The sequence below is a fragment of the Mycobacterium sp. NGS51 genome (assembly GCF_059812525.1).
Genome location: NZ_JCALCV010000006.1, coordinates 56,188 through 80,518 on the forward strand (window position 1 = coordinate 56,188; position 24,331 = coordinate 80,518).

Sequence of the window (24,331 nt, forward strand, 5' to 3'; positions counted from 1 at the left end):
ATGGAACCGCTACAACAACCGTCGTTCTATGACGCCGTCGGCGGCGCCGAGACTTTCCACGCCATCGTCGCGCGTTTCTACGAGCTGGTCGCCGAGGACGAAATTCTGCGCCCGCTTTATCCCGAGGATGACTTGGACGGGGCCGAGGAGCGGTTGCGGATGTTCCTCGAGCAGTACTGGGGCGGTCCGCGGACCTACTCCGAGCGGCGAGGCCACCCGCGGCTGCGGATGCGCCACGTTCCGTTCCGGATCACGCCGATCGAACGCGATGCCTGGTTGCGGTGTATGCACACTGCGATCGCATCCATCGACTCGCAGACCTTGGACGACCAGCATCGCCAGGAGCTGCTGGACTACCTGCAGATGGCGGCGCACTCACTGGTCAACTCCGCGTTCTGATGGGTCGTCACAGTGCGCCGTGGTGGCGCGACGCGGTGTTTTACCAGGTCTATCCGCGTTCGTTCGCCGACAGCGACGGCGACGGCGTCGGCGACCTCGACGGGGTGACCGCCCGATTGGACTACCTCGCCCAGCTGGGCATCGACGCGATCTGGATTAATCCGGTCACCGTGTCGCCGATGGCCGACCACGGCTATGACGTCGCCGATCCGCGTGACGTCGACCCGTTGTTCGGCGGTCTGGCCGCCCTCGAGCGGCTGATCGCGGCGGCGCACGACCGGAACATCAAGATCACCATGGATCTGGTGCCCAACCACACCAGTTCGGCGCACCCGTGGTTCCAAGCCGCGCTGGCCGCTGGCCCCGGCACCGACGCGCGCGAACGCTACATCTTCCGCGACGGCCGCGGCCCCGGCGGGCTGGAGCCGCCGAACAACTGGGAGTCGGTGTTCGGCGGTCCGGCCTGGACCCGGGTCAGCGAGCCCGACGGCAATCCGGGCCAGTGGTATCTGCACCTGTTCGATGCCGAGCAGCCAGACTTGAATTGGGACAACCCGGAGATCTTCGACGATTTCGAGAAGACGCTGCGGTTCTGGCTGGAACGCGGGGTGGACGGCTTCCGCATCGACGTCGCTCACGGGATGGCCAAGCCGCCCGGTCTGCCGGACATGGCGGCCGTCGACCGGAGCCGGATGTTGCGCAACAAGGATGACGACCCCCGGTTCAACCACCCGGATGTGCATGCGATTCATCGCGACATCCGCACCGTCATCGATGACTATCCCGGCGCGGTGACCATCGGGGAGGTGTGGGTCCACGACAACGCCCGGTGGGCAGAGTATCTGCGCCCCGACGAATTGCACCTGGGCTTCAATTTCCGGTTGGTGCAGGCGCATTTCGACGCCACCGACATCCGCGACGCGATCGAGAACTCGCTGGCCGCGGCGGCGATCGAAAATGCCACCCCGACTTGGACACTGTCCAACCACGACGTCGAACGGGAAGTCACCCGCTACGGCGGCGGCGCGGTCGGGCTGGCCCGGGCGCGTGCGATGGCGATGGTGATGCTTGCCCTGCCCGGCGCAGTGTTCATCTACAACGGGGAAGAGCTCGGACTACCGAACGCGGAGTTGCCCGATGAGGTGCTGCAGGACCCGACGTGGGAACGCTCGGGGCACACCGAGCGTGGCCGCGACGGGTGCCGCGTTCCGATGCCGTGGGACGGTGACATACCGCCATTCGGGTTCTCGACCGCTGCCGACACGTGGCTGCCGATTCCACCGGACTGGGCGGCACTGACCGCCGAGAAGCAACGTGCCGATACCGGCTCGACGCTGGCGTTCTTCCGGCGCGCGCTCGAACTCCGCAGCCGCCGAGCGGAATTCAAAGGCTCCCGGATCGACTGGCTGACCGCGCCGCCCGGTGCGTTGATGTTCACCCGCGGCGAGTTGGTGTGCGTGCTCAACGCCGGGAATCGGCCGCTACGGCTGCCCGAGGGTGAAATTCTGTTCGCGAGCGCACCCGTCGCAGACGGTGAATTGCCGTCGAACGCTGCGGCCTGGCTGTTGTAGCTACCGCTGCCACCGCTGCAGGTACTCCCGATGGTGCGGCGTGAGCCGCACCAGCCGCTGCTCGTCGATGTGGACTGCGGCGAGCTGTGTTTCGGCCACCACCGCGGGTTTGGCGGCCGGATCGGCGTTGACTGACCGCACCTCATAGCCGACCGTGAAGTCCACCGCTCTCAGCCGCTTCACCCACATGGTCACCTGCAGCGGCGAATCCGCCAGTCGGAGCTGATCTTTGTAGGTGACCCGCACGTCGGCGATCAGCAGACCGATGGTGGTGATATCGGCACCGAAGGGTTCCCGCAGAAACGGCACGCGGGCCTCTTCGAGAATGGTGACCATGGTGGCGTGGTTGATGTGCTGGTACATGTCGATGTCCGACCACCGCACCGGCACAGGTGCGACAAAGCCATTGGTCACCCCGATGATCCCCGTCCGCTAGTGCGCGTCATGCGCCGAATCTGACGTGCTGCCACCGACAGCGTAGCCAGGTCCTTGTCACCGCTTTCATAGATCTCGGTGAGCGTGCGACGTGCCCGCTCGACTCGCGACGCGCTGGTGTGTTCCCATTCGCCGATCTTCTCTTCGGCGCTCTCGTCCGGCTCGCCGACAGCCAGCACGTCGAAACACAAAGCGCGCAAAGAGGCGTAGATGTCATCGCGAATAGCCAAGCGCGCCAACGAATGCCAGCGGTCTATCCGGGGCAGCTCAGAGACCGCGGTCAGCAGCCCGTCGGTACCGAGGCGGTCCATCAGCGCGAAGTAGGTGTCGGCGACCTCCGCGGCGTCCCGGTCGTCGATGTCCGCGATGTCGATGATGTCGAGCAGGCTGTAACGGTACAAACCGGTGGCAACGCTGTAGGCCAACTCGTCCGGGACGCCCTGGGAGATGAATTCGGCGGCTTCCCTCTCGACGATGGCTTTGTCGTCACCGCGCACCCACTCCGAGATCCGTGGCGCCAACGCCCGTACTGTCTTGGCGAACCGGTTGATCTCGGCGCCGACTGCCAGCGGCTGTGGCCGGTAATTGAGCAGCCAACGCCCGGACCGGTCGATCAGCCGGCGGGTATCCAGCGTCATGCGGTCCGACAGTGAAACGGACAAGCCGGCCGCGCGGATCTGGCGCCACAACTCCCCCACCCCGAAAATCGCATCGGTCGCCACATAGGTGCGGACCGCGTCGACCGGGCTCACGCCAACATCTTCGGTGATGCGGTAGGCATAGGTGATGCCGCTGGTGTCGATCAAATCGTTGATCAGCAGGGTGGTTACGATCTCGCGGCGCAGCTGATGGGAACGGATCTCGGCACCCAACCGCTCCCGCAGCACCGCCGGAAAGTACTGCGGCAACCAGGAAGCGAACACTTCCTGATCGGGTAGGTCGGTGCCCAGCAACTCGTCTTTGAGCACGAGCTTGACATGTGCCATCAGCGTGGCCAGTTCCGGTGAGGTGAGCCCGAGCCCGGCCTCGGCGCGCCGGTGGATCTCCTTCTCCGTCGGCAGGGCTTCGAGCTCGCGGTTCAGGCCGCGTTCTGCCACAAGGTATTTGATCTGGTCGGCATGGACCGGCAGCAAGCTGGCGGCATTGGCCCGGCTGGTACCCATCAGGTCGTTCTGGTCGATGTTGTCGGCGAGCACCAAGTCGGCGACTTCGTCGGTCATCGACTCCAGTAGCTCGGTACGTTCCTCGGGCTTGACCTTGCCGGCGGTGACCGCGGCGTCGACCAGGATCTTGATGTTGACCTCGTGGTCGGAGCAGTCCACACCGGCTGAGTTGTCCATCGCGTCGGTGTTGATCCGGCCGCCGCACAGGTCGAACTCGACCCGGCCAAGGGAGGTGACGCCGAGGTTTCCGCCCTCGGCAACGACCTTGGCGCGCAGCTGGTTCGCGTTGACTCGTACCAAATCGTTGGCCCGGTCGCCGACATCGGAGTCGGATTCGGTTTCGGCCTTGATGTAGGTGCCGATACCGCCGTTGTAGAGCAGGTCCACCGGCGCTTTGAGGATCGCGCGCACCAGGTTGGGCGGTGCCATCTCGCTGACGTCGTCCTCGATCCCCAGCGCGGAGCGGACCTGATCGCTGATCGGGATGGTTTTGTGTTCGCGGCTGTGGACCCCGCCGCCTTCGCTGATCAGCGACGTGTCGTAGTCGTCCCAGCTGGAGCGAGGCTGCTCGAACAGCCGGCGGCGTTCCTCCCAGGAAGCCGCGGCATCCGGATCGGGGTCGAGGAAGATGTGCCGGTGGTCGAAGGCGGCGACCAACCGAATGTGTTTGGACAGCAGCATGCCGTTGCCGAACACGTCGCCGCTCATATCGCCGATCCCCGCCACGGTGAAGTCTTCGCTTTGAGTGTCGACGCCCATCTCCCGGAAATGGCGCTTGACGGCCTCCCACGCGCCACGGGCGGTGATGCCCATGGCCTTGTGGTCATATCCCACCGAACCGCCGGAGGCGAACGCGTCGCCTAGCCAGAACCCGTACGACTTGGCGAGGTCGTTGGCGATGTCGGAGAACGCGGCGGTGCCTTTGTCGGCGGCCACCACCAGGTAGGCATCGTCGCCGTCGCGACGCACCACCTCGGGTGGGGCGCTGACCTCACCGGTGGTGTGGTCGACGTTGTCTGTGATCTCGAGCAGGCCCGAGATGAACAGTTTGTAGCAGGCCACGCCCTCCTCGCGGCTGGCGTCTCGGTGTGCGGCGGGGTCACCGGTGGGCAGCGGCGGCCGTTTGACGACGAATCCACCCTTGGCGCCGACGGGGACGATGACGGCGTTCTTCACTGCCTGCGCCTTGACCAGGCCCAGGATTTCGGTTCGGAAGTCGTCTCGACGGTCCGACCAGCGCAGCCCACCGCGTGCCACGTAACCGAATCGAAGGTGCACGCCTTCGACGCGCGGCGAGTAGACGAAAATCTCGAACTTCGGTCGAGGCAGCGGCAACTCGTCGATCAGTTGGGCGTCGAGCTTGAGCGCGAGTACGTTTCGGCTTCGAGCCGAGCCCTGCTGTGTCACGAAATAGTTGGTCCGTAACGTTGCCTGAATCAGCGAGGCGAACGCTCGCAGAACGCGGTCGGTGTCGAGGCTCTGCAGCGCGTCGATGTTCGCGGCGACGGTCGCGGCCGCGGATTGGGCATCCCGGCTCTTCGGCGAACTGGACGGGTCCGGATCGAACAACGCCTCAAATAGCGCGACCAGCGCCCCTGCGGTGTCCGGGTTTTCGGTGAGCACCGATTCGATATGTGGCTGGCTGTAGGGGAAACCGGCCTGCCGCAGATACTTTGCGTAGCTGCGTAGCACTACGACTTGCGGCCAGGTGAGGTCGGCGCGCAGCACCAGCTCGTTGAATCGGTCGATCTCGACGCGCCCCTGCCAGATCGCGGTCACCGCGTCGGCGAATCGCTGTGCGGCGGCTTCGCGCTCAGGCCCTTCTGACGCCAGGGAGATAGTGGGATGCGGCGAGATCTTGAATTGATAGATCCACACCTCCAATCCGTCGGAACGGGCGACGCTGAACGGTCGCTCCTCGAGCACCACCACGCCCATCGATTGCAGCATCGGCAGCAGTCGGCTCAGAGACGCTGTCCTGCCGCCCAAATACCACGTCAGCAGCGCGATCCCGTCGCCGTCGTCGTGATCGGAGAACACCAGTTTGACCGAATCGTCGCTCAACGACTCGATGACCGCGATCTCCTTGATGGCGTCGGCGGGAGCGACGGCCTGTTTGTATGCCTCCGGGAAAGCCGCCGCGTAGTGTTCGGCCTCGCGTTGCGCGATGGAGCCGCTTTGCACAGCACCGAGCAACCGGTCGCCCCATGTGCGGGTAGCCTCAGTCAGCAGGCCCTGGATGCGTACGCGGTTGGCCTCGGAGGTGTCGACGCCCGACGAAGCGGATGCTTCCGACAGCCGGACGACGAAATGCACTAGCGCCCAAGGCGCCTCGCTGACCCGGGCGGTATATTCCAGGCTGGTGCCACCGAATTCGCGGACCAGGGTGTCCTGCATTTCCAGCCGGACGGCAGTGGTGTAGCGGTCGCGCGGCAGATAAACCAGACACGACACGAGTTGTCCGAGCCGATCGGCGCGCAGGAACAGCAGTGCCCGTCGCCGCGACCCGAGATCCACGACGGCCCTCGCCATCGTTAGCAGCCGTTGGGCGTCCAGGGCGAACAGCTCCGAACGCGGCACCGTCTGGATGATGTCGAGCAGCAGTTGCCCCGGATGACTGGGGTCGCGTTCGGACAACGCGAGCGCCTCTTGCACCTGGCCGGCGATCAACGGGATCTCCAAGACGTTGGCGTTCATGGCGGCGACGGTGAAGAGTCCGACGAACCGATGCTCGACGACGCGGTTGCCGCTGTTTTCCCGGATGACGACGATGTAGGGGTAGGCGCCGAAACGCACATAACTGGGAGCGGTCGCCTGGGCGAGCACCAGTAGCTTGTTGTCTTCGGTCAGCCGGGGCCGCGACGCCTTGCGCAGCCTCAGCACGCCCAGTCGCGCTGATTCGTCGACGGACACCTGCCCGTCGAGCACCGGGCCACGTTGGTAACCCAGCAGGATGAAGTGTCCGTCAGCCAGCCAGCGCAACAGGGCGGCGACATCACGTCGGTCCGGGCCCGAAAAGCGTCCGTCCCGGTCGGTTTCGACGTTGTCGGCCAGTCCGTTGAGGGTCGCGGTCATCGCGGTGGAATCGGCTGCGACCTGGCGGACGTCGGCCATCACGTTGGGCAGCAGTCGTTCGGCCTCGGCGAGGGCTTTGCGGTGTGCCGACGGTGAGAGCTGCACGTGGATCCACATCTCAGTGATCTGGTGGCCATCGCCCGGCGCGGGCCCGGCGCTGTTCGGTCCGACGCTCACCAGATCGCCAGAGGGGTTGCGGCGCACCGCGAATACCGGATTCATGATGCCGACATAAGCCACCCCCAGCCGATGCAGCAGGACCGCGACGGAGTCCATCAGCATGGCGCCGTACTCGGTGACCACTTGCATCGCGGGGCCGATGCCCGCACGGTCGTCGGCCGGATAGACCGCCACCCGAGTGTCGCCGGGGCGGCGGTGCTGCGCCAGGCGGAAATGGGCGCTGAGCATCGCCGGTGTCACCGCCCCGGCAGCGGCGCGGTTGATAACGGCGGTATCAGCGAACTGCCGGTCGGTGTCGGGCGCGTCGCCGTGCGGGCCACGGTAGGTAGCGGTGTAAGCCTTCGGAATCCAGTACGGAATGTCGTCCGCCCCGGCGAATTCGGTCCAGCCGGCCGGCAGCTGGAAGTCGTGCTTTGACGCCGGTGCAGGACGTGCCGGAGGCCCGGGGTGGGGATGGCCCCGATTGGCGGGGCCCGGATGTTCCGGTCGTCCCCCTGGGTCAATCGTCATGCCGACGGCTCCTGACTCAGCACGCCTACCAGCGCTGCTGCCGCCGACACTAGTCGCGAGTGAGCCTGCGGTGGGTCACTCTGTGCGGACGGGCGGCCTCCACGCCGAGTCGTTCGACCTTGTTTTCTTCATACGCACCGAAGTTGCCTTCGAACCAGAACCACTTGGCCTCGTTGTCGGCGTCGCCCTCCCACGCCAAGATGTGCGTACAGGTGCGGTCCAAAAACCAGCGATCGTGTGAGATCACCACCGCGCAGCCGGGGAATTTCTCCAATGCGTTCTCCAACGAGCTCAACGTCTCGACGTCGAGGTCGTTGGTGGGCTCGTCGAGCAGGATCAGGTTGCCGCCTTCTTTGAGCGTCAGCGCCAAATTGAGTCGGTTGCGTTCGCCACCAGACAGCACCCCGGCCGGCTTCTGCTGGTCGGGTCCCTTGAAACCGAAGGCGGAGACATAGGCGCGCGACGGGATCTCGCTTTGCCCGACCTGGATGTGGTCGAGGCCATCGGAGACGACCTCCCACACGGTCTTTTTGGGGTCGATCCCGGCGCGAGTCTGATCGACGTAGCTGATCTTGACGGTCTCGCCGACCTTGACGGTGCCGCTGTCGGGTGGTTCGAGGCCGACGATGGTCTTGAACAGCGTGGTCTTGCCGACCCCGTTGGGTCCGATGACACCGACGATGCCGTTGCGGGGCAGCGTGAACGACAGATCCTTGATCAGCGGGCGCCCTTCGAAGCCCTTGTCCAGGTGTTCGACCTCGACCACCACATTTCCCAACCGCGGGCCGGGCGGGATCTGGATCTCCTCGAAGTCGAGCTTGCGGGTCTTTTCCGCCTCGGCGGCCATCTCCTCATAGCGCTGCAATCGCGCCTTGCTCTTGGCTTGCCGTGCCTTGGCGCCGGAACGCACCCAGGCCAGCTCGTCTTGCAGGCGCTTTTGCAGCTTGGCGTCCTTGCGGCCCTGCACCGCCAGCCGCTCGGTCTTCTTCTCCAAATAGGTGGAGTAGTTGCCCTCATACGGGTACGCGCGGCCCCGGTCGAGTTCGAGGATCCATTCGGCGACGTTGTCGAGGAAGTAGCGGTCGTGGGTGACCGCCAGGATCGCCCCCGGGTAGCTGGCCAGGTGCTGCTCGAGCCACTGCACGCTTTCCGCGTCCAGGTGGTTGGTCGGCTCGTCGAGCAGCAGCAGGTCGGGTTTGGACAGCAGCAGCTTGCACAACGCGACCCGACGCCGCTCGCCGCCGGACAGGTGGGTGACCGGCTCATCGGGCGGCGGGCAGCGCAACGCGTCCATCGCCTGCTCGAGCTGGGAGTCGATGTCCCAGGCGCCGGCGTGGTCGAGCTCTTCTTGCAGCCGACCCATCTCCTCCATCAGCTCGTCGGTGTAGTCGGTGGCCATCAGTTCGGCGACCTCGTTGAACCGGTCGAGCTTGATTTTCAGTTCGCCGAGACCTTCTTCGACATTGCCGCGAACGGTCTTCTCCTCGTTCAGCGGCGGCTCCTGTTGCAGGATGCCGACGGTGGCGCCGGTGGCCAGGAAAGCGTCCCCGTTGTTGGGCTTGTCCAGGCCGGCCATGATCCGCAAGACGCTCGACTTGCCGGCCCCGTTGGGGCCCACGACACCGATCTTGGCACCGGGCAGAAAGCTCAGTGTGACGTCGTCGAGGATGACTTTGTCGCCGTGCGCCTTGCGGACCTTTTTCATCGTGTAGATGAACTCAGCCATGCAGCAGTGTTACCTCTCTGGTCTTTCGGAAGTGCTCGTGGCCCATCCTAGGCAACGCTGCGGCAACGCCGACTAAGCCGATAGCGGCAGGCCGGTCTCGACTTCCGCCACGGCCTCAGGCTGCGATGACGCGTCGGTTTCTGCGGCAACCGTCTTTTCCACCCGCGCGATGCAGCGGGACAGATCGGGGCCGACGGCTGTGGCCCGCATTTCCAGCGACGACCGGCGGATGCCCTCTTTGTCCTCGTACTCGCTGGTGTGCACGTGGCCGGCGACGATCACTGCCGAGCCCTTGCGCAGCGACGCGCCCACGCCGGTGACCAGCCGGCCCCAGCAGTTGACGGTGACGAATAGTGAATTGCCGGGCTCCCAGGTGCCGTCGGGGCCCCGTCGGCGCGAGTTGCTCGCGACGCGGAACTTGATCACCTCTTGGTCGCCGACCTGGCGGCGTTGTAGGTCGTTGACGATGTTCCCGACTACGGTCAGCGGCGTTTCGAACATTGCTCATCCCTTCCGGATTGCGGCGGTCGCTTCGGTGCCCGCCGGTGCTGCTCACATTGAGCGCCGGCGGCGCGACACTCCGGCCGGATCAACCTCCGCAATGGGTGGCAGCTGTGGAGAAACTGCCTTCTGGGGATAAGGCTCCGCTAGCAACGGCGCCGCGACGAAACGCCTAGTCGGCGATCACGCCAGCGCAGGCCTGTCGACAGTGACCGGTACGTTCCAATTCGAGAAAAACATCTCGATGTAGTCGTCCTTGCTCGGTCCGAACATGGCCTGCACGAGCTGGTGGTCTCCGCTTTCCTGGATCCAGACAGTGGTTGACATCCGCTTGGTGGTGCCCAGCGGCACGATTTTGTTCACCGCGTCCGCGGTGACCTTGCCGGAAACCCGAATTGTCTGCTGGCCGCCGACGGTTTCACGGCCTTCGACTTTGGGATCGATGAAATCGGACATCATGTTGGCCAGCCCAGTGTCCGGGTTCAGCATTGCGGCTACGTCGTAGACGTTGGACGTAGGCCCGTAATCTTTGAAGCCCTCACCGGGCAGCGCCACATACAGGCGGCTGTCGAATTCGACAAATGCGATCTCAACTTCCGCGGCCATGATCGTGATCTTGGCATTGCCCTTGGCCGCGGGACCGGGTTCCCTGGACAGGTCGCCCTCCAACCTCTTGACCGGCATCTCCGCAATTTTGCCGGCCACAGATTGCACCACGTGCACGCTCTTGAGGTCCTTGGTGGTCGTGCTGGACTCCTTGAGCAATGCCGCCGGGTCCGGCAGCGGCTCGTCGGCCTGCTTCGAGGGCGAAGTCGACGATGACGCTGACGACGACAACGGTGGCGACGACGTTGACGACGACGGCGGCGGCGGCGAGGACGCGGGAGCGCAGCCGGCGACAAGGGCAACAAGGACGCTTGCAACGGCCGGTACGGCTAGAAGCCTGGACATGCCAGACATCGTAGGGGGCACCGCTGCCGCCAGCGCAGGCCGCTTTGGTTGCGGCGGTATTCGCCTTGGAACGTCGAGGAATTGGGCGAGCCGGGCGAGTGATATACCGTCTTGCGGTGGCTACCACAAGCCGACGAGACAGCGATGAACACACTCACCACCGGAAGTGGGCACGCCACGAGATCCGGGTTTCTGATCCGGCGGCCATGCGCCGATCGATCGCCGGCACCGCGATCGGCAATTTCATGGAGTGGTACGACTTCGGCATCTACGGCTTCCTGGCCACCACGATCGCGCGGGTGTTCTACCCCACCGACAGCTCCAGCGCAGTTGGTCTGATCGCCACCTTCGGCACCCTGGCGGCCGCGTTCGCAGTGCGGCCGTTCGGCGGGGTTGTCTTCGGTTCGCTCGGTGACCGGATTGGCCGCAAAAAGGTCCTGGTCATGACAGTCACGCTGATGGCGGTAGGCACCACGGTGACCGGTTTGCTTCCCGGCTACGAAAACATCGGCATCTGGGCGCCGGTCCTGCTCATCGTCACCCGAATCCTGCAGGGCTTCTCCACCGGCGGCGAGTACGTCGGCGCGATGACCTACGTGAGCGAACACGCCCCGGACCGCAGCCGCGGCACGCTGGCCGGGTTTCTGCCGCTGGGCACGCTGAGCGGGTATGTAGTGGGCGCGGCAGTGGTGACGGGCTTGCAGACGCAGCTGTCCATCGCCGACATGGCGAGTTGGGGCTGGCGCATCCCATATCTGCTGGGCGTCCCGTTGGCCCTCGTCGCGCTGTTCATGCGGTTGCGGATCGAGGAGTCGCCGGCCTACGAGCAGATGAGCGAGAGCGAGAGCGAGACCGGTAAGGGCGGCTGGCAGCAATTCGAGCAGACGGTCGTGCAGCATCGGAAGTCGCTGCTGATCGTCATGGGGTTGGTGCTGGCGGAGAATGTCACCAACTACATGCTCACCGGGTATTTGCCCACGTACTTCAAGCAAGTCGGCCGCATCAGCGGCAGCAGTGGACTGTTGATGATCGTGGCGGTGCTGGTCATGATGCTGGTGGCGGTGGTGTCGGTCGCAAAGTTGTCCGACCGCATCGGCCGCAAACCGATCCTGTGGACCGGGTGTGGCCTGCTCATCGTGGCCTCGATCCCGGCATTCCTGCTGATCCGCCATGGCACGGGCTACGCGGAAAGGCTCATCGGGGTGATGCTCATCGGGATGATGCTGCTGTGCTTCAGCAGCGTCACGCCGTCGACGCTACCGGCGCTCTTTCCCACCAATGTGCGTAACTTCGCGGTGGCCATCGGGTTCAACATCTCGGTATCGGCGTTCGGCGGTACCACCCCGCTGATCGCCGAGGCACTGGTATCCGGCACCGGCAGAGTGATGGTGCCGGCCTACATCCTGATGGCCGCGGGTGTGGTGGGCGTGGTCGCGGTGTGGTTTACCCCGGAGGTGGCCGGTAAGCGCTTACCCGGTTCCGGACCGTCGGTGAAGACCGAGCAGGAGGCGCACGCCATCGTCGAGGCAGGGCTGCGGGAGTAGCCGGCTTAGCGCTGGCCGGACGTGTCGCGGCGGGCCAGTTCGGCCAGCATCGCGTTATAGGCGGCCAACTCGGCGTCGTCGTCTCGTTCGGCGGCGCGGTCCAGCCGCTTGGCGGTGCGCTGATCGCTGCGGCTCCACTGCACCAGCAACGCGATCATCACGATCACGAGCGGCATTTCACCTGCTGCCCAAGCGATTCCACCACCGAGTCGTTGGTCGCCGAGCAGATCGGTATGCCAACTCAGCTGCAGCGAGCGATAGAAGCCTTCGCCGAGGATGTCGCGAGTGCCCATGAGGACCACCCCGAAGAAGGCGTGCAGCGGCAACGACGCAAACACGACCGCCACTTTGGCCAGCGGCGGGATCGGCCGCGGTGTGGGGTCGATGCCGATCACCACCCAGTAGAAGAGGTAGCCGGTGAGGAGGAAGTGCACGTTCATCAAGACGTGGCCGACATGGCTGCCGGCTGCGGCGTCGAAGATGCCGCCGAAGTACAGCCCGTAGAACCCCGCGACGAACAACACGGTGGCGACCACCGGGTTGGTGAGGAACCGCGACAAGCGGCTGTGCAGCGCGGCCAACAGCCATTCCCGCATACCGGGTGGCTCACCACGCCCGGCAGCCGGCAGCGCCCGCAGGGCGAGACTGACCGGAGCGCCCAGCGCCAACAGAATCGGAATCAGCATCGACAGCACCATGTGGGCGGCCATGTGCATGCTGAACATGGCCGGCATGTAGCGGCCCACCCCCGAGGACGTCACGAACAGCAGCACGCCGCAGCCCAGCAGCCAGGTCAACGTCCGGCCGCGCGGCCAACTGTCGCCGCGGCGATGCAGTCGACGCACGCCGGCCACATACAGCGCCGCGGCCACGATTGCCGCGGTGCCGAAGATCAGGTCGAAGCGCCAGTCGAACAACACCCGGACGACAGTGGGCGGTCCGGCGAAGTCGTATCCGATCGCTACCTCGGGAATCGACGGCCGGATGATCGGCGGCGGTGGCGGCGGTGTGCGGCCCAGCCCGACGGCGATCCCGAAGGTCACGCCGAGCACCGCGGCCTCGATCAGCGCCAGCCGGATCAGAACGCGTCGCGCGTTCGGATCTTTTTGCAGCGCAGCGACTCCGGTGCGTCGTTGTCGGTAGCCGACGACACCGAGCAGACACAAGGCGACGAACTTGGCGATCACCAGCCGCCCGTAGTCGGTGGTCATCAGATCCGACGGAACAACCCGCACCAGGGCATTGACGACTCCGCTGAGGGCCATCGCGGCAAAACACCACAGCGCCAGCGCGGAGAACCGCCGCGCCACCAGGTCGGCGTGTCCGCCGCCGCGCGTGGCATGGGCCAACAGCACCAGCAGGCCCCCGGCCCACAGACCGGCGGCGACGAGGTGGATGAGCAGGCTGTTGGTGGCCAGGTCATGCGACCCGCCCGCCGACGAGTGTCCGGTCAGGCCGAGGGGCACCAGCGTCACCAGGGACCCGGCCAGCAGCAGCGGCGTCCACGACCAGCGCAGCACCGCCAAACTGGCCATCATCACCGCGGCGGCGATCAACGCGGTCCACCGCCAGGCGTCCGCCGTGTTGATCAGCCCGGCCAGCGACCAGAGTGTCACCGGGTTGAGATGGGCGGACAGCGGCTGACCGGAGACGTCGGAAATGGTCAGCGGGACCAGCAGCGCCGCACACACCGCCCACCCGCCGGACGCGACGGTGCCCAGCCGCAACGCGCGATAGCCGTCTGCGTCGAGCACCCCGCTGTCTTGCGGTGGCACCAGAAATGCCGCGAACAGAAACGACCCGACCGCCAGCACCGCAGCGATCTCCCCGGCGGCGCGTACGAACGGTAATCCCAGCGTGGTCGCCGGACCCGGATCGGGCAGTCCGGTAGCGATCAGCGCGTCGGCCAGCGACAACGCCGCAATACCGGCGGCTGTGCAGCCGGCCAGTGCAGCGACGCCGGCCAGCAGCGGCCACACCGTAGCGCGCCGCCGGCTGGCAATCGCCGCATCCGTCATGGATACAGGGTAGAAGCGGGTAGCTAGCTTGCCGCGCGCCGCCGGGCCTCGACTTCACGGGCGACGAACTGATGGCGCGCGATCTGCGCCACGTGGTCGAAATCGTGCAGAATCTCGCGCAACTCGCGCCTGAACGCGTTGCGTCGCTCGGCCAGGTCCGCGGCAGGCTCCAACAGGTGCTGGTCGGCCACCACCTGGCGGGCGGTGGCGAACAACAGCGTCGACACCGGTTCGCTGCTGCTGACCCGGCCCTGCGCGACGTATTGGCGGCCGACGCCGAGCGCCAACTGGGTCAATTCTTTCTCACCGATATCGGCCGGGGCGTCGCGCAGAACGTCGGAGACGATCTCGTAGGCCTCGAAAAACACCCGAAGCATGGCGTCTGACATCAACGGTCGCTTCTCGAAGAGCATCGCGTCGATCTGGTCGCCGCCGGCCGCGACGTGAGCTTCCCAATCCTGGTGCCACGCCATCTCTTCGGCGATGTTGTCGCGGAACGCCGCTGAATCGGCGAAGTAGAAGTCGAATTTCAGCAGGTCTCTCAGCCGCATGGCCTGTTTCCAGAACGCCTCCACCCGATCGCCGTCGGCGTGCCCGGCATGGGCCAGCGCCAGTTCGACGATCGCGGTCTCCAGAAAGGCATGGATCACCGAGTTACGGTAAAACGCTGCGGCGTGCTCGTCTTCGGGCGCGATGCGCCACACCGGTTCTCGGCCACCGTCTACGCGGGTGACCGGATGCCCATTAGACAGCGCATCCACCGCCGCGCGAACACCCTCCGGTGTGCGTAGCCGCAGCGCACTGGTAGACACCGGGGTTTGTTTGCGCTCGAGGTAGTCCAGCGAATCCTGCAGGGTGTGGTGCAGCTGGCCAAGGGTCAACGCCACGCCGTGGGTGGTCAGTAGCAGCGCAGACACCAGCCCGGTGGCGTTCACCGGGGTTGCCCGTAGGATCCGCCACGCGACCTCGAACGACATCTTCTGCAGGGCAAGGCGTCTGGCGGCTTCGTCTTGTGCTATCGAGCCGCCCGGCGGCCCAAGGTGTTGGCGCATCGAGACGGCCTCAGGAAAGCGGACATAGATTTTGCCGTAGTTGCGTTCGCCCTGGGCTTTGATGAAGTTGTACAGCCAGCTGAAGCCCTCGGGCCGTTTTTCGCCGCCGCGCGCGTAGGCGGCATATTCGGCGGTTTCATGCAATTGGTCGAAGCTGATCGAAACCCCTTGCAGCAGAATGTCGTCGCTGCGGGCATCCAGATACGCGTCGGCCACATAACTCATCAGTCCAAGTTTGGGCGGCAGCATCTTGCCGGTACGCGAGCGGGTACCCTCGATTGACCAGCTCAGGTTGAATCGCTTCTCGACGACGTAGCCGACGTACTCCTTGAGCACGTATTTGTAGAGCGGGTCATTGCCGATGTTGCGCCGGATGAAGATGACGCCGGAGCGGCGCAGCAAGGGGCCCATCACACCGAATGCCAGATTGATGCCGGCGAAGACGTGCACTGGGGGAAGCCGGTTTTCCTGCATCGCCACCGGCATCACCGCACCGTCGATGTAGGACCGGTGCGAGAACAGCAGCACCGCCGGATGGGTTTCCAGCGCGGTGCGCATCGCCGCTACCTGGTACTCGTCGTAGTCGATTTCCGGCTCGAATCCCCGGCTGAGCATTCGGCCCAGGACGGACACCATGTCCACCGATACCCGGCTCCACCCGGTGGCGAGCTCATCCAGCATCTCGCCGGCTTTCTCGACAGTGGCCCCCGGGATCTTCTCCAGCCCGGCGCGAAAACGCGCGGATGCCAATATCTCTGGCCGCACCAGTCGCGGCGATTTGTATTGCGGTCCCAGAATTCGGTATTCGGCGCGTTCCATCGCCAACAGCGCGCGACGGGTGACGAAGTGCGCGAAATCCCGTGGATTTTCGCCCACCGTGATGTCCCGCCACTGCTGGCGCAGCTCGGACACCTTCGCCGATTCGCCGGCCACCACTCGGGCCCGAGAAGGCGCGGAGCGCACGATCTGCCGCTGCTGGCGCTCGCTGGGGTGATACGGGTCCCGTCCCGGCAGCAGCGCCGACACGCGACTCAATGCCGACGCGTCGGCACGCGGCATCCAGAACACCCGCACCGGCACGATCGACCGGTCCTCGTCGATCTCGAGCTGCTCGACGAGTTGCGCGAAGTCGGCGGGTTGCGCGTTACGTGGGGGTAGCCGCAACACCACGATGTTGGTCTCCGGGTAGCGGGCGCGCTGTCCATCCAGCCAGCGCTCAAGCAGATCCGCTTCGACCGGCGAGGACACCGACGCCAACACCAGCGTGTCGTCGGTCGTGGTGAATGCGCTGGGATCGGCGGCAACCGACGTCACGATCGTCCTTTCGGCCGTGGTGCGCGTGGTTGAGGCTCGGCCTTCGCCGCCTTGTTGGCAGGCGCTTGACGGGACTTTGTCGCGCGCTTGCGCGGTGCGGACTTGGTGACCCGGCTGTATAACGCGGCTTCCGGGAGCTCGTCGACGGGCCAGTCGGCCAGCGCGTCTAGATACAGTTGGCGAACTTCGGCGATCCGGTCCGACAGCGCGTCCAGCGTCCAGTTGCTCACCGAAATCGGCGGGAAGACAGCGACATCGACCGTGCCGGGATTCATCGTGCTGGAGTTTCGGGCGGCGACGACCTCGGCGTTGCGGATCACGATCGGGACGATGGGAATCCCCACTGCCATCGCCATGCGGAAGGCGCCTTTTTTAAACGGCCCGACGGTCGTGGTGTCCAGCCGGGTGCCCTCGGGCGCAATCACGATCGAAAGCCCGTTTTTGGCGCGCTCTTCGGCCTCGTGCAGCATCTCCACCGCAGCGTTCGGATCGTCGCGGTCGATGAAGACGGTGTCCAGCAGCTTGCCGAGCGTGCCCATGACCGGGTCGCTGGCCAGTTCCTTCTTGCCGACGCCGACCCAGTTGTCGCGCACCAGCGCCGCGGTGATCACCGGGTCGGCCTGGTTGCGGTGATTGAAGAGGAACACCGCCGGCCGCTGCGCGGTCAGGTTCTCGCCGCCGACGACGTTGAGGTGTACACCGCTGGCGGCCAGCAACAGCTGCGACCAGGTTGAGGTGAAGAAGTTCACGCCGCGGCGCCGGCTGCGGGTCAGCAGACCGATCCCGACCGCACCGGCGGCGACCGGGACCATCGAGCCGATGCCGACCGCCGCGCGCAGCGGCCCCGTGATCCCGCCGCCGCCGCGGCTGGTGAATCGCAGAATGGGCCAGCCGCGCCGACGGGCGACGGCGGCCATCTTGCCTTCCGGATTGGTCGGTCGCGGGTTGCCGACCAGATACATCAACGCGACATCCTCGTCGCCGTCGGCGTAGAAGTAGCTGTCCGTCAAGTCGATGTCGTGCTCGGCGGCAAACCCCTGCACGGCCGTGGCTTTGCCCGGCCCCCACAGAATCGGTTTCACCACACCGCCGGTGAGCACCCCGTTCTCGTCGGTCTCGAACTTGTTCGTCAACGTGTTGGGAATGCCGAGGAAGCGGGCCACCGGCTCGACCTGCAAGGTCAGCGCCGAGGAACTGAGCACCACGGTGTGACCGCGAGCTTGATGCGCGCGCACCAATTCCCGCATCTCCGGATAGATCCGGCTCTCGATTTTCTGGGCGAACAACCGCTCGCCGATTTCCTCCATATCGCTCATCGGGCGTCCGCGCAGCGCCGAGGAGGCCTTGAGGATGAGTTCCTCGAACTCGATGCGGCCGAGCTGATGGTTCAGGCCGGCCTGGATCATGCCGATCAGCTCACCCACGCCCATCTCGCGACGCCGGAAACGTTCCTGGGTCAAGATCACGCCGGTGAATCCCGCGACCAGGGTTCCGTCCATGTCGAAGAACGCGCCGATCTTGGGGCCGGGCGGGCTGGCCATGATCTCGGCCACCGAGCCGGGCAGCCGAAGATCACGGGGCGTCTTTCGCCCCGAGCGGTCCTCAGCGGTCATTCGGCGCCGCTCCTTCTCATCGCTTCGCTCTGCATCGTCGCCGGCGCGGGCCGTCATGAGCCCGATGCCGATCGGCTCGACTCGGCGGACGCGGCGGCGAAGGAGGCGGGCACCGCGTGCGGCGCAGGCTCGCCGGCCAGCGCGAGGATCTCGTCGAAACCCTCCAACAGACAGCGGGCGAACAATTCCTCATGCCGGACAGCGGCCCGGTCGTAACGCGCGGTGATCGTGCACATCCCGCCCCGCGATATCAGCACGACCATTATCGCCACCCCGGGCAAGGGGCCAATGCCGTACTGGCGCAGGACTTTTGCGCCGGCGATGTAGGTGTCACCCGGATAGACGGGCACGTTGCTGGCCTGCACGTCGGCGCTGACCACCGAGCCGGTCATCGACTCCAGCAACGGCGCCGGCAACACACTGAGCACCGGTGCGATGGACCCGATGATGTCCATGGCCGGCTCTTCGCGGCGCTGCGTCATCTGCGCGCGGATCTTGCGCATCCGGGCCACCGGATCGGCCGTTCCCACCGGTGCGGCCAGGTTGACGCCAGTGAACCGGTTGCCGCCGGCGGGATCGGCTTCGGCGCGCAGATTCACCGGTACCGCCATCGGCAACGTGGCAATCGGCACACCGAGGGCATCGTGGTAGCGGCCCAGCGCCCCGCACAGGCCGGCCAGATAGGCGTCGTTGATCGATCCGCCGCCGCTCTTGGCGGCTCGGTGCAGATCCGACAGTGGGATGTCGAGCGCCTCGGTGCGGGTGGCCAGGCTACGCCGGCGCAGCAGCGGCGACGGTTCGGCGGCCCGGCTCATCACCCGGACTCCCGAGCGGGCATAGCTGAGCGCTCCGGCCAGCGCCGATGCGGGGCGCAGCACCGTCCGGCCGACCGCCGACGCCGCTCCCCACACCGCGCCCCGGACGCCGTCGACCACCGCTCCGGGCAGTTGGTTGATGCCTTCGCGCATCAGGTCGTTGGCGGACAGATCTTGCGGAATGGGTTGCGGCGGCGCGGGCACGGCCGGCGGATCCCGCTCGAGGTCGTAGATGTGCGCGAACATCTCCACGCTGCCGACACCGTCGGTGACGGCATGCGACAGGTGCAGCAGAGTCGCCGCCCGTCCGTCGGCAAGCCCCTCGATCAGGGTGGCGGTCCACAGCGGGCGGGCGATGTCCATCGGCGACTGCAGCATTACCTCGGCGAGGTCGACCACTTCGCGTAGGGTGCCCGGCGCCGCGACGCGCATCCGTCGCACATGGAAGTCCAGGTTGAAGTCGGGATCGACCACCCAGCGCGGCGCGGCGGTCGGCAATGTCGGCACGACGACTTTCTGCCGCAGCCGCAACACGCGCCGGGATGCATTGTCGAATCGGGTCCGAAAACGCTCCCAATCCGGGGTGGTGTCCAGAATTTCCAGCGCCATGATCCCCGAGCGGGTCCGTGGGTTGGCTTCTCCGCGGTGCAGCAGATAATCGACCGCTCCCAGCGCGGTGGGCAATCCGGCCGCGTCGACCGACTCAGCCATCCTGGCCATCCCCAGCTCGACGCGTCAGCCCTGACTTCGCCACTCCGCCCTCCGTTTCGCACGCTCACACAACGCTAGTCCGGTTGACGCGGCGGCGGTAGCCGAATGTGCGGATCGGCTCGCTGGACTGAACACCGATGGAATTGCAAACGAAATAGCCTGGCGGGCGGAGGAATTGGTAATTCAGCCGGTCGCGCGGCGGGCAATCGGAGTCGCCGATGTAACCTGTTTGCGCAAAACACGTCTGCGGGAGCGGAGATAGCGCCCATATACAACACCGAAAAAGTCGGCGACGGCATCGGCCACCAGCTGTGACCGGACGGTTCCTACCGTGTCGAAGGCGTGGTGAGCGTTAGGCAGCTCGGCGTGGCACACGGTGCGGGCGCCCGCGTCGCGTAGTGCGGTCGCAAAAGTCTGGGCCTGCGCCCGGGGAATTAACGAATCGTTCTCGCCGTGCAAGACGAAAAACGGCGGAGCGCCATTGTGCGCGTGTGAAATCGGCGACGCCGATTCGAACAGTCCCGGGTCGTCGGTATAGCGCTTTTGCATTACGAAGCGCTCCAGGAACGGCAGCATCAGCTCGTGCATTTTCGCGGTGTCGGTGAAGTCGTAGACGCCGTAGTAGGGTGCGGCCGCCTGAACGCTGGTGTCGGTCTCTTCGAATCCGGGCTGCAGCCGCCCGTCGTTAGCGGTGAGCGCCGCCAACGAAGCCAGGTGGGCGCCTGCCGAGCCACCGGTGACCGCGATGAAGTTCGGGTCACCGCCGTAGTCGGCGATGTTGTCGCGGACCCACGCGATCGCCCGCTTGACGTCGACGATGTGGGCCGGCCACGCCTTGCCCGGGCTCCTGCTGTAATCGATCGACACGCAGATCCAGCCGAGTTCGACCAGCCGGCCCATCAGCGGATAGGCCTGACCCCGTTTGCCGTTGATGGCCCACCCGCCGCCTGGGACTTGGATCAGGACCGGAGCCTGACATCCTTCCGCCAAGTCGGGATGACGCCAAATGTCCAACAAATTGTGGCGGCCTCCCGGACCGTAGGCAATGTTCGACGTCTTGGCCGCGTAGCGGCGGCGATGCCCGGCGACGTGCAGCACGCCGCGACGGGCACATTCGGGCCGGTCGGTGACGGGGTGGGACACCAGATCGCGAAAATTCGATCCGAAAGACTCCTCGAGCGCCGCGCCCAGGATGTGGTCGGCCCGCTGGGCCGCCCAGGTCGTCGCGACCCGGCCTACCGAGAGTGGAGTCACCCCGGACAGCGCGTGCCCGGTCACTACGTGCGGGGGAAATTCCGCCGATAACCAGCCCGCGAACCAGCCCAGCAGCGATGGGGACCCGCGCACCAGCAGCGCTCCGGTGCGATAGGCGTCGATCGGGACGGCCGCCAACTCGCGTCCCTGTCGCAGCGCTTCGGCACCGACCCGCGAGCACCGAGTCGTCACCGTCGTGGCCATGCTCATAACACCGCCGCTCCTCGCAATCGGCCGTACGCGTCGCCGCCCCGGCTGCTTGAGGCCATCGGTAGCGTACGTGTGTCGCGGCTCACACACTAGCGAATCGTCGTTCCCGCCCAGGGGATTTCGCGCGGCGTTGCGTGTCCGGGCTGAGGGTTTCGCGTCGTTGGATACACTGACCTGGGCATAAAAGTTTTCCGGCCCCCGTAGCTCAGCTGGACAGAGCGCATGACTTCTAATCTTGTGGTCGCAGGTTCGAGTCCTGCCGGGGGCGCCGACCTGACACTGATGTGACAACTGGGGCATTTGAGGCGCCCAGATCCAACCCACGGAGGTGCCCTGTGCCCGATCTCGTGCGTTACACCGTCGACAATCGCGTCGCGCTGATTACCGTCAACGATCCCGACCGGCGCAACGCCGTCTCCGCCGCGATGTCGGCGCAGCTGCGGACCGCCGTCGAGCGGGCCGAGGCCGATCCGGACGTGCACGCCGTCGTTGTCACCGGCGCAGGCAAGGCGTTTTGCGCCGGAGCTGATTTGACCGCCCTGGGTGAGGCGGCCGAGGAAGGACTGTTGCAGATCTACGACGGCTTCATGGCCGTCGGCAAGTGCACGTTACCCACGATCGCGGCGGTCAACGGCGCGGCTGTCGGCGCCGGGCTGAACCTGGCGCTGGCCGCCGACGTGCGCATCGCGGGGCCCGCCGCGGTGTTCGACGCCCGGTTCCAGAAGCTGGGACTGCACCCCGGCGGCGGTGCCACCTGGATGCTGCAACGGGCGGTCGGTCCGCAGGTCGCCCGCGCTGCTTTGCTCTTCGGTATGCGTTTTGACGCGGAATCCGCTGTGCGCCACGGGTTGGCGCTCCGCATTGCCGATGATCCGGTGGCCGCCGCGCTGGAGCTGGCCGCCGGGCCTGCGTCTGCTCCGCGCGAGGTCGTGCTGGAGACCAAGGCCACGATGCGCGCCACCGCCAACCCAGGTTCGGTTGACGACGAGCAGCACGAGTCGGCCAAGCGCGCCGAGCTCGGCCCACAGGCCAAATCCATCCGGTCGCCCGAATTCGCTGCAAGGTTGGCCGCGGCTCGGCGCGGGTAACCGCTTTCGGAACAACCGGGAGGGGCACCATGACCGAAACTGTCGGCTCAGTCGGCCAGCAGGGGGCGGCCAACGCATGGGAACAGTGGCCGGGCAAGGCCTATCCACTGGGCGCGACCTACGACGGGTCGGGTACCAATTTCGCGGTGTTCAGCGAGGTCGCCGAGAAGGTTGAGCTGTGCCTGTTTGACGCCGACGGCGTTGAGTCCAGAGTGGCGTTGCTCGAAGTGGACGGATTCGTCTGGCACGGCTTCCTGCCCGAAGTCGAGCCGGGTCAGCACTACGGCTATCGGGTGCACGGGCCGTATGACCCGCCCGCCGGGCACCGGTGCAATCCGAACAAGCTGCTGATCGATCCGTACGCCAAGGCGATCGACGGCAACTTCGAGTGGGACCAGTCCCTGTTCAGTTACAACTTTGGCGATCCCGACAGCCGCAACGACGACGACTCCGCGCCGCACATGCCGAAGGCGGTGGTGATCAACCCGTTCTTCGACTGGGGCGCCGACCGGCCGCCGGGCCACGAGTACGCCGACACAGTCATCTACGAGACCCACGTCAAGGGCCTGACCCAACTGCATCCCGATATCCCGGAGCGGATGCGCGGCACCTACGCCGGCATCGCGCACCCGGCGATCATCGAGCACCTGCAGAGTCTGGGGATTACCGCTATCGAGCTGATGCCGGTACACCACTTCGCGAACGACTCGACGCTGGTCGACAAGGGACTGTCAAACTACTGGGGCTACAACACGATCGGGTTTTTCGCACCTGATTTCAAGTACACCTCCAGCACCACCCCCGGCGGTCAGGTGCAGGAGTTCAAAGCCATGGTGCGCACCCTGCATGAAGCCGGTATCGAGGTGATACTCGACGTCGTCTACAACCACACCGCCGAGGGCAACCATCTGGGTCCGACGCTGTCGATGCGCGGAATCGACAACGCCGGTTACTACCAGCTGGTCGACGACGACCGGCAGTATTACATGGACTACACCGGAACCGGCAACAGCCTCAACGTGGGCCATCCCCACACGCTGCAACTGATCATGGACTCGTTACGGTACTGGGTCATTGAGATGCACGTCGACGGCTTCCGATTCGACCTCGCCTCGACGCTGGCCCGCGAGTTCTACGACGTCGACCGGCTGTCGGCGTTTTTCGAACTGGTCCAACAGGATCCGACGGTCAGTCAGGTCAAGTTGATCGCCGAGCCGTGGGACGTCGGGCCGGGCGGCTACCAGGTCGGAAACTTCCCGCCGCAGTGGACTGAGTGGAACGGCAAATTCCGTGACACCGTTCGCGATTATTGGCGCGGCGAGCCGGCGACGCTCGACGAGTTCGCTTCCCGGCTGACCGGCTCGGCGGATCTCTACGAACACACTGCCCGGCGCCCGGTGGCCTCGATCAACTTCGTCACCGCGCACGACGGGTTCACGCTTCGGGATCTGGTCTCCTACAACGAGAAACACAACGAGGCCAACAAGGAAGACAACAACGACGGCGAGAGCAACAACAAGTCCTGGAACTGTGGTGTGGAAGGCGCGACCGACGATCCCGACGTCAACGCGCTACGTGCCCGCCAGCAACGCAATTTCCTGGCGACAACGCTGTTGTCGCAAGGCGTTCCGATGATTTCTCACGGTGACGAGCTGGGCCGTACTCAGAACGGCAACAACAACGGATTCTGCCAGGACAATGAGCTCACCTGGGTTCATTGGGATAAGGCGGACACCGAGCTGGTCGACTTCACGCGTCAGGTTTCCGCGCTGCGCACCGCTCACCCGCTGTTTCGCCGCCGCCGCTTCTTCAACGGGTTGCCGGTACGGCGCCGCGGCGCCGAAGGGCTGCCCGACATCTCCTGGCTGCAACCCGACGGGTCGGAAATGAGCGACGAGGACTGGGAGTCCGGATTCGGTAAGTCGATCGCCGTCTACCTGAACGGCTTGGGTATGCCCGACCTTGACAGCCGTGGGCAGCGGGTGACCGATGACTCATTTTTCCTGTGCTTCAACGCGCACCACGAACCGATCGAGTTCACGCTGCCGCCAGCGGAATTCGGCCAGGCCTGGATGCCGGTCGTCGATACTGCCGAGTTGGCCGCGAATGGCGAAGAGCAGGAACCGATCACCGCTGGCGGCACCGTTCGCGTGGAGGCACGGGCGATGGTGGTGCTGCAAGCCGACTCTGACTGACTGAGA

The 24,331-nt window shown here is 65.7% G+C and carries 15 protein-coding genes and 1 tRNA gene; 6 read left to right on the forward strand and 10 right to left on the reverse strand.

The window, feature by feature from the left end; all coding sequences use genetic code 11:
- Positions 1 to 399, forward strand: a complete 399-nt coding sequence (locus AC5Y5W_RS09575; protein WP_499884406.1) for a globin — start codon at positions 1 to 3, stop codon at positions 397 to 399.
- Positions 399 to 1,970 carry a glycoside hydrolase family 13 protein gene (locus AC5Y5W_RS09580; RefSeq protein WP_500010388.1) on the forward strand — a complete coding sequence of 524 codons (1,572 nt, stop codon included), beginning with the start codon at positions 399 to 401 and terminating at the stop codon, positions 1,968 to 1,970. Before AC5Y5W_RS09575 ends, AC5Y5W_RS09580 begins: the two co-directional genes overlap by 1 nt.
- Here AC5Y5W_RS09580 and AC5Y5W_RS09585 read toward each other — a convergent pair whose 3' ends face one another.
- From AC5Y5W_RS09585 to AC5Y5W_RS09605, 5 genes are all read right to left on the reverse strand, one after another.
- Positions 1,971 to 2,384 (reverse strand): acyl-CoA thioesterase, encoded by a 414-nt coding sequence (locus AC5Y5W_RS09585; protein ID WP_499884408.1) that lies wholly within the window; start codon positions 2,382 to 2,384, stop codon positions 1,971 to 1,973.
- Positions 2,381 to 7,333, reverse strand: a complete 4,953-nt coding sequence (locus AC5Y5W_RS09590; RefSeq protein ID WP_500010389.1) for an NAD-glutamate dehydrogenase — start codon at positions 7,331 to 7,333, stop codon at positions 2,381 to 2,383. Before AC5Y5W_RS09590 ends, AC5Y5W_RS09585 begins: the two co-directional genes overlap by 4 nt.
- Positions 7,334 to 7,382: 49 nt before the next feature.
- Positions 7,383 to 9,059 (reverse strand): energy-dependent translational throttle protein EttA, encoded by a 1,677-nt coding sequence (gene ettA / locus AC5Y5W_RS09595; RefSeq protein ID WP_500010390.1) that lies wholly within the window; start codon positions 9,057 to 9,059, stop codon positions 7,383 to 7,385.
- Positions 9,060 to 9,131: 72 nt separating this feature from the next.
- Positions 9,132 to 9,560 carry a single-stranded DNA-binding protein gene (gene ssb / locus AC5Y5W_RS09600; RefSeq protein ID WP_500010391.1) on the reverse strand — a complete coding sequence of 143 codons (429 nt, stop codon included), beginning with the start codon at positions 9,558 to 9,560 and terminating at the stop codon, positions 9,132 to 9,134.
- A 183-nt stretch (positions 9,561 to 9,743) separates the two neighbouring features.
- The gene (locus tag AC5Y5W_RS09605; protein ID WP_500010392.1) at positions 9,744 to 10,511 is read right to left on the reverse strand and encodes an LppX_LprAFG lipoprotein; all 768 of its coding nucleotides are present in this window, start codon (positions 10,509 to 10,511) and stop codon (positions 9,744 to 9,746) included.
- 206 nt (positions 10,512 to 10,717) lie between these two features.
- On the opposite strand from AC5Y5W_RS09605, the gene AC5Y5W_RS09610 reads away from it, so the two are divergent.
- On the forward strand, positions 10,718 to 12,055 hold the full coding sequence (locus tag AC5Y5W_RS09610; RefSeq protein ID WP_500010456.1) for an MFS transporter: 1,338 nt from the start codon (positions 10,718 to 10,720) through the stop codon (positions 12,053 to 12,055).
- Between the two features lie 5 nt (positions 12,056 to 12,060).
- Here the strand turns inward: AC5Y5W_RS09610 and AC5Y5W_RS09615 are convergent, their stop codons facing one another.
- The 5 genes from AC5Y5W_RS09615 to lipQ form a co-directional block, all read right to left on the reverse strand.
- Entirely contained in the window at positions 12,061 to 14,073 is a 2,013-nt protein-coding gene (locus AC5Y5W_RS09615) for a bifunctional copper resistance protein CopD/cytochrome c oxidase assembly protein (RefSeq protein ID WP_500010393.1), read from the reverse strand.
- 23 nt (positions 14,074 to 14,096) lie between these two features.
- Positions 14,097 to 16,439: a glycerol-3-phosphate 1-O-acyltransferase gene (locus tag AC5Y5W_RS09620; RefSeq protein ID WP_500010394.1), complete on the reverse strand. Its 2,343-nt coding sequence runs from the start codon at positions 16,437 to 16,439 to the stop codon at positions 14,097 to 14,099.
- Positions 16,436 to 18,052, reverse strand: a complete 1,617-nt coding sequence (locus AC5Y5W_RS09625; RefSeq protein WP_500010395.1) for an HAD-IB family hydrolase — start codon at positions 18,050 to 18,052, stop codon at positions 16,436 to 16,438. Before AC5Y5W_RS09625 ends, AC5Y5W_RS09620 begins: the two co-directional genes overlap by 4 nt.
- A gap of 53 nt (positions 18,053 to 18,105) precedes the next feature.
- Entirely contained in the window at positions 18,106 to 19,578 is a 1,473-nt protein-coding gene (locus AC5Y5W_RS09630; RefSeq protein ID WP_500010396.1) for a wax ester/triacylglycerol synthase family O-acyltransferase, read from the reverse strand.
- A 183-nt stretch (positions 19,579 to 19,761) separates the two neighbouring features.
- Positions 19,762 to 21,042: an esterase LipQ gene (gene lipQ / locus AC5Y5W_RS09635; RefSeq protein WP_500010397.1), complete on the reverse strand. Its 1,281-nt coding sequence runs from the start codon at positions 21,040 to 21,042 to the stop codon at positions 19,762 to 19,764.
- Between the two features lie 194 nt (positions 21,043 to 21,236).
- Here lipQ and AC5Y5W_RS09640 point away from each other — a divergent pair.
- The 3 genes from AC5Y5W_RS09640 to glgX all read left to right on the forward strand — a co-directional run bounded on the left by AC5Y5W_RS09640 (position 21,237) and on the right by glgX (position 24,325).
- Positions 21,237 to 21,310: transfer RNA gene (locus AC5Y5W_RS09640), tRNA-Arg, on the forward strand.
- A 67-nt stretch (positions 21,311 to 21,377) separates the two neighbouring features.
- Positions 21,378 to 22,130 carry an enoyl-CoA hydratase gene (locus tag AC5Y5W_RS09645; protein WP_500010398.1) on the forward strand — a complete coding sequence of 251 codons (753 nt, stop codon included), beginning with the start codon at positions 21,378 to 21,380 and terminating at the stop codon, positions 22,128 to 22,130.
- 29 nt (positions 22,131 to 22,159) lie between these two features.
- Positions 22,160 to 24,325 (forward strand): glycogen debranching protein GlgX, encoded by a 2,166-nt coding sequence (gene glgX / locus AC5Y5W_RS09650; RefSeq protein ID WP_500010399.1) that lies wholly within the window; start codon positions 22,160 to 22,162, stop codon positions 24,323 to 24,325.
- Positions 24,326 to 24,331 lie beyond the last annotated feature (6 nt).

Coding starts and splice junctions, on each gene's coding strand:
- ssb (WP_500010391.1), bottom strand. CDS start 9,560: ATGTTCGAAACGCCGCTGACCGTAGTCGGGAACATCGTCAACGACCTA.
- AC5Y5W_RS09575 (WP_499884406.1), top strand. CDS start 1: ATGGAACCGCTACAACAACCGTCGTTCTATGACGCCGTCGGCGGCGCC.
- AC5Y5W_RS09605 (WP_500010392.1), bottom strand. CDS start 10,511: ATGTCCAGGCTTCTAGCCGTACCGGCCGTTGCAAGCGTCCTTGTTGCC.
- AC5Y5W_RS09630 (WP_500010396.1), bottom strand. CDS start 19,578: ATGGCTGAGTCGGTCGACGCGGCCGGATTGCCCACCGCGCTGGGAGCG.
- AC5Y5W_RS09580 (WP_500010388.1), top strand. CDS start 399: ATGGGTCGTCACAGTGCGCCGTGGTGGCGCGACGCGGTGTTTTACCAG.
- lipQ (WP_500010397.1), bottom strand. CDS start 21,042: ATGAGCATGGCCACGACGGTGACGACTCGGTGCTCGCGGGTCGGTGCC.
- AC5Y5W_RS09625 (WP_500010395.1), bottom strand. CDS start 18,052: ATGACCGCTGAGGACCGCTCGGGGCGAAAGACGCCCCGTGATCTTCGG.
- ettA (WP_500010390.1), bottom strand. CDS start 9,059: ATGGCTGAGTTCATCTACACGATGAAAAAGGTCCGCAAGGCGCACGGC.
- AC5Y5W_RS09610 (WP_500010456.1), top strand. CDS start 10,718: ATGCGCCGATCGATCGCCGGCACCGCGATCGGCAATTTCATGGAGTGG.
- glgX (WP_500010399.1), top strand. CDS start 22,160: ATGACCGAAACTGTCGGCTCAGTCGGCCAGCAGGGGGCGGCCAACGCA.
- AC5Y5W_RS09590 (WP_500010389.1), bottom strand. CDS start 7,333: ATGACGATTGACCCAGGGGGACGACCGGAACATCCGGGCCCCGCCAAT.
- AC5Y5W_RS09615 (WP_500010393.1), bottom strand. CDS start 14,073: ATGACGGATGCGGCGATTGCCAGCCGGCGGCGCGCTACGGTGTGGCCG.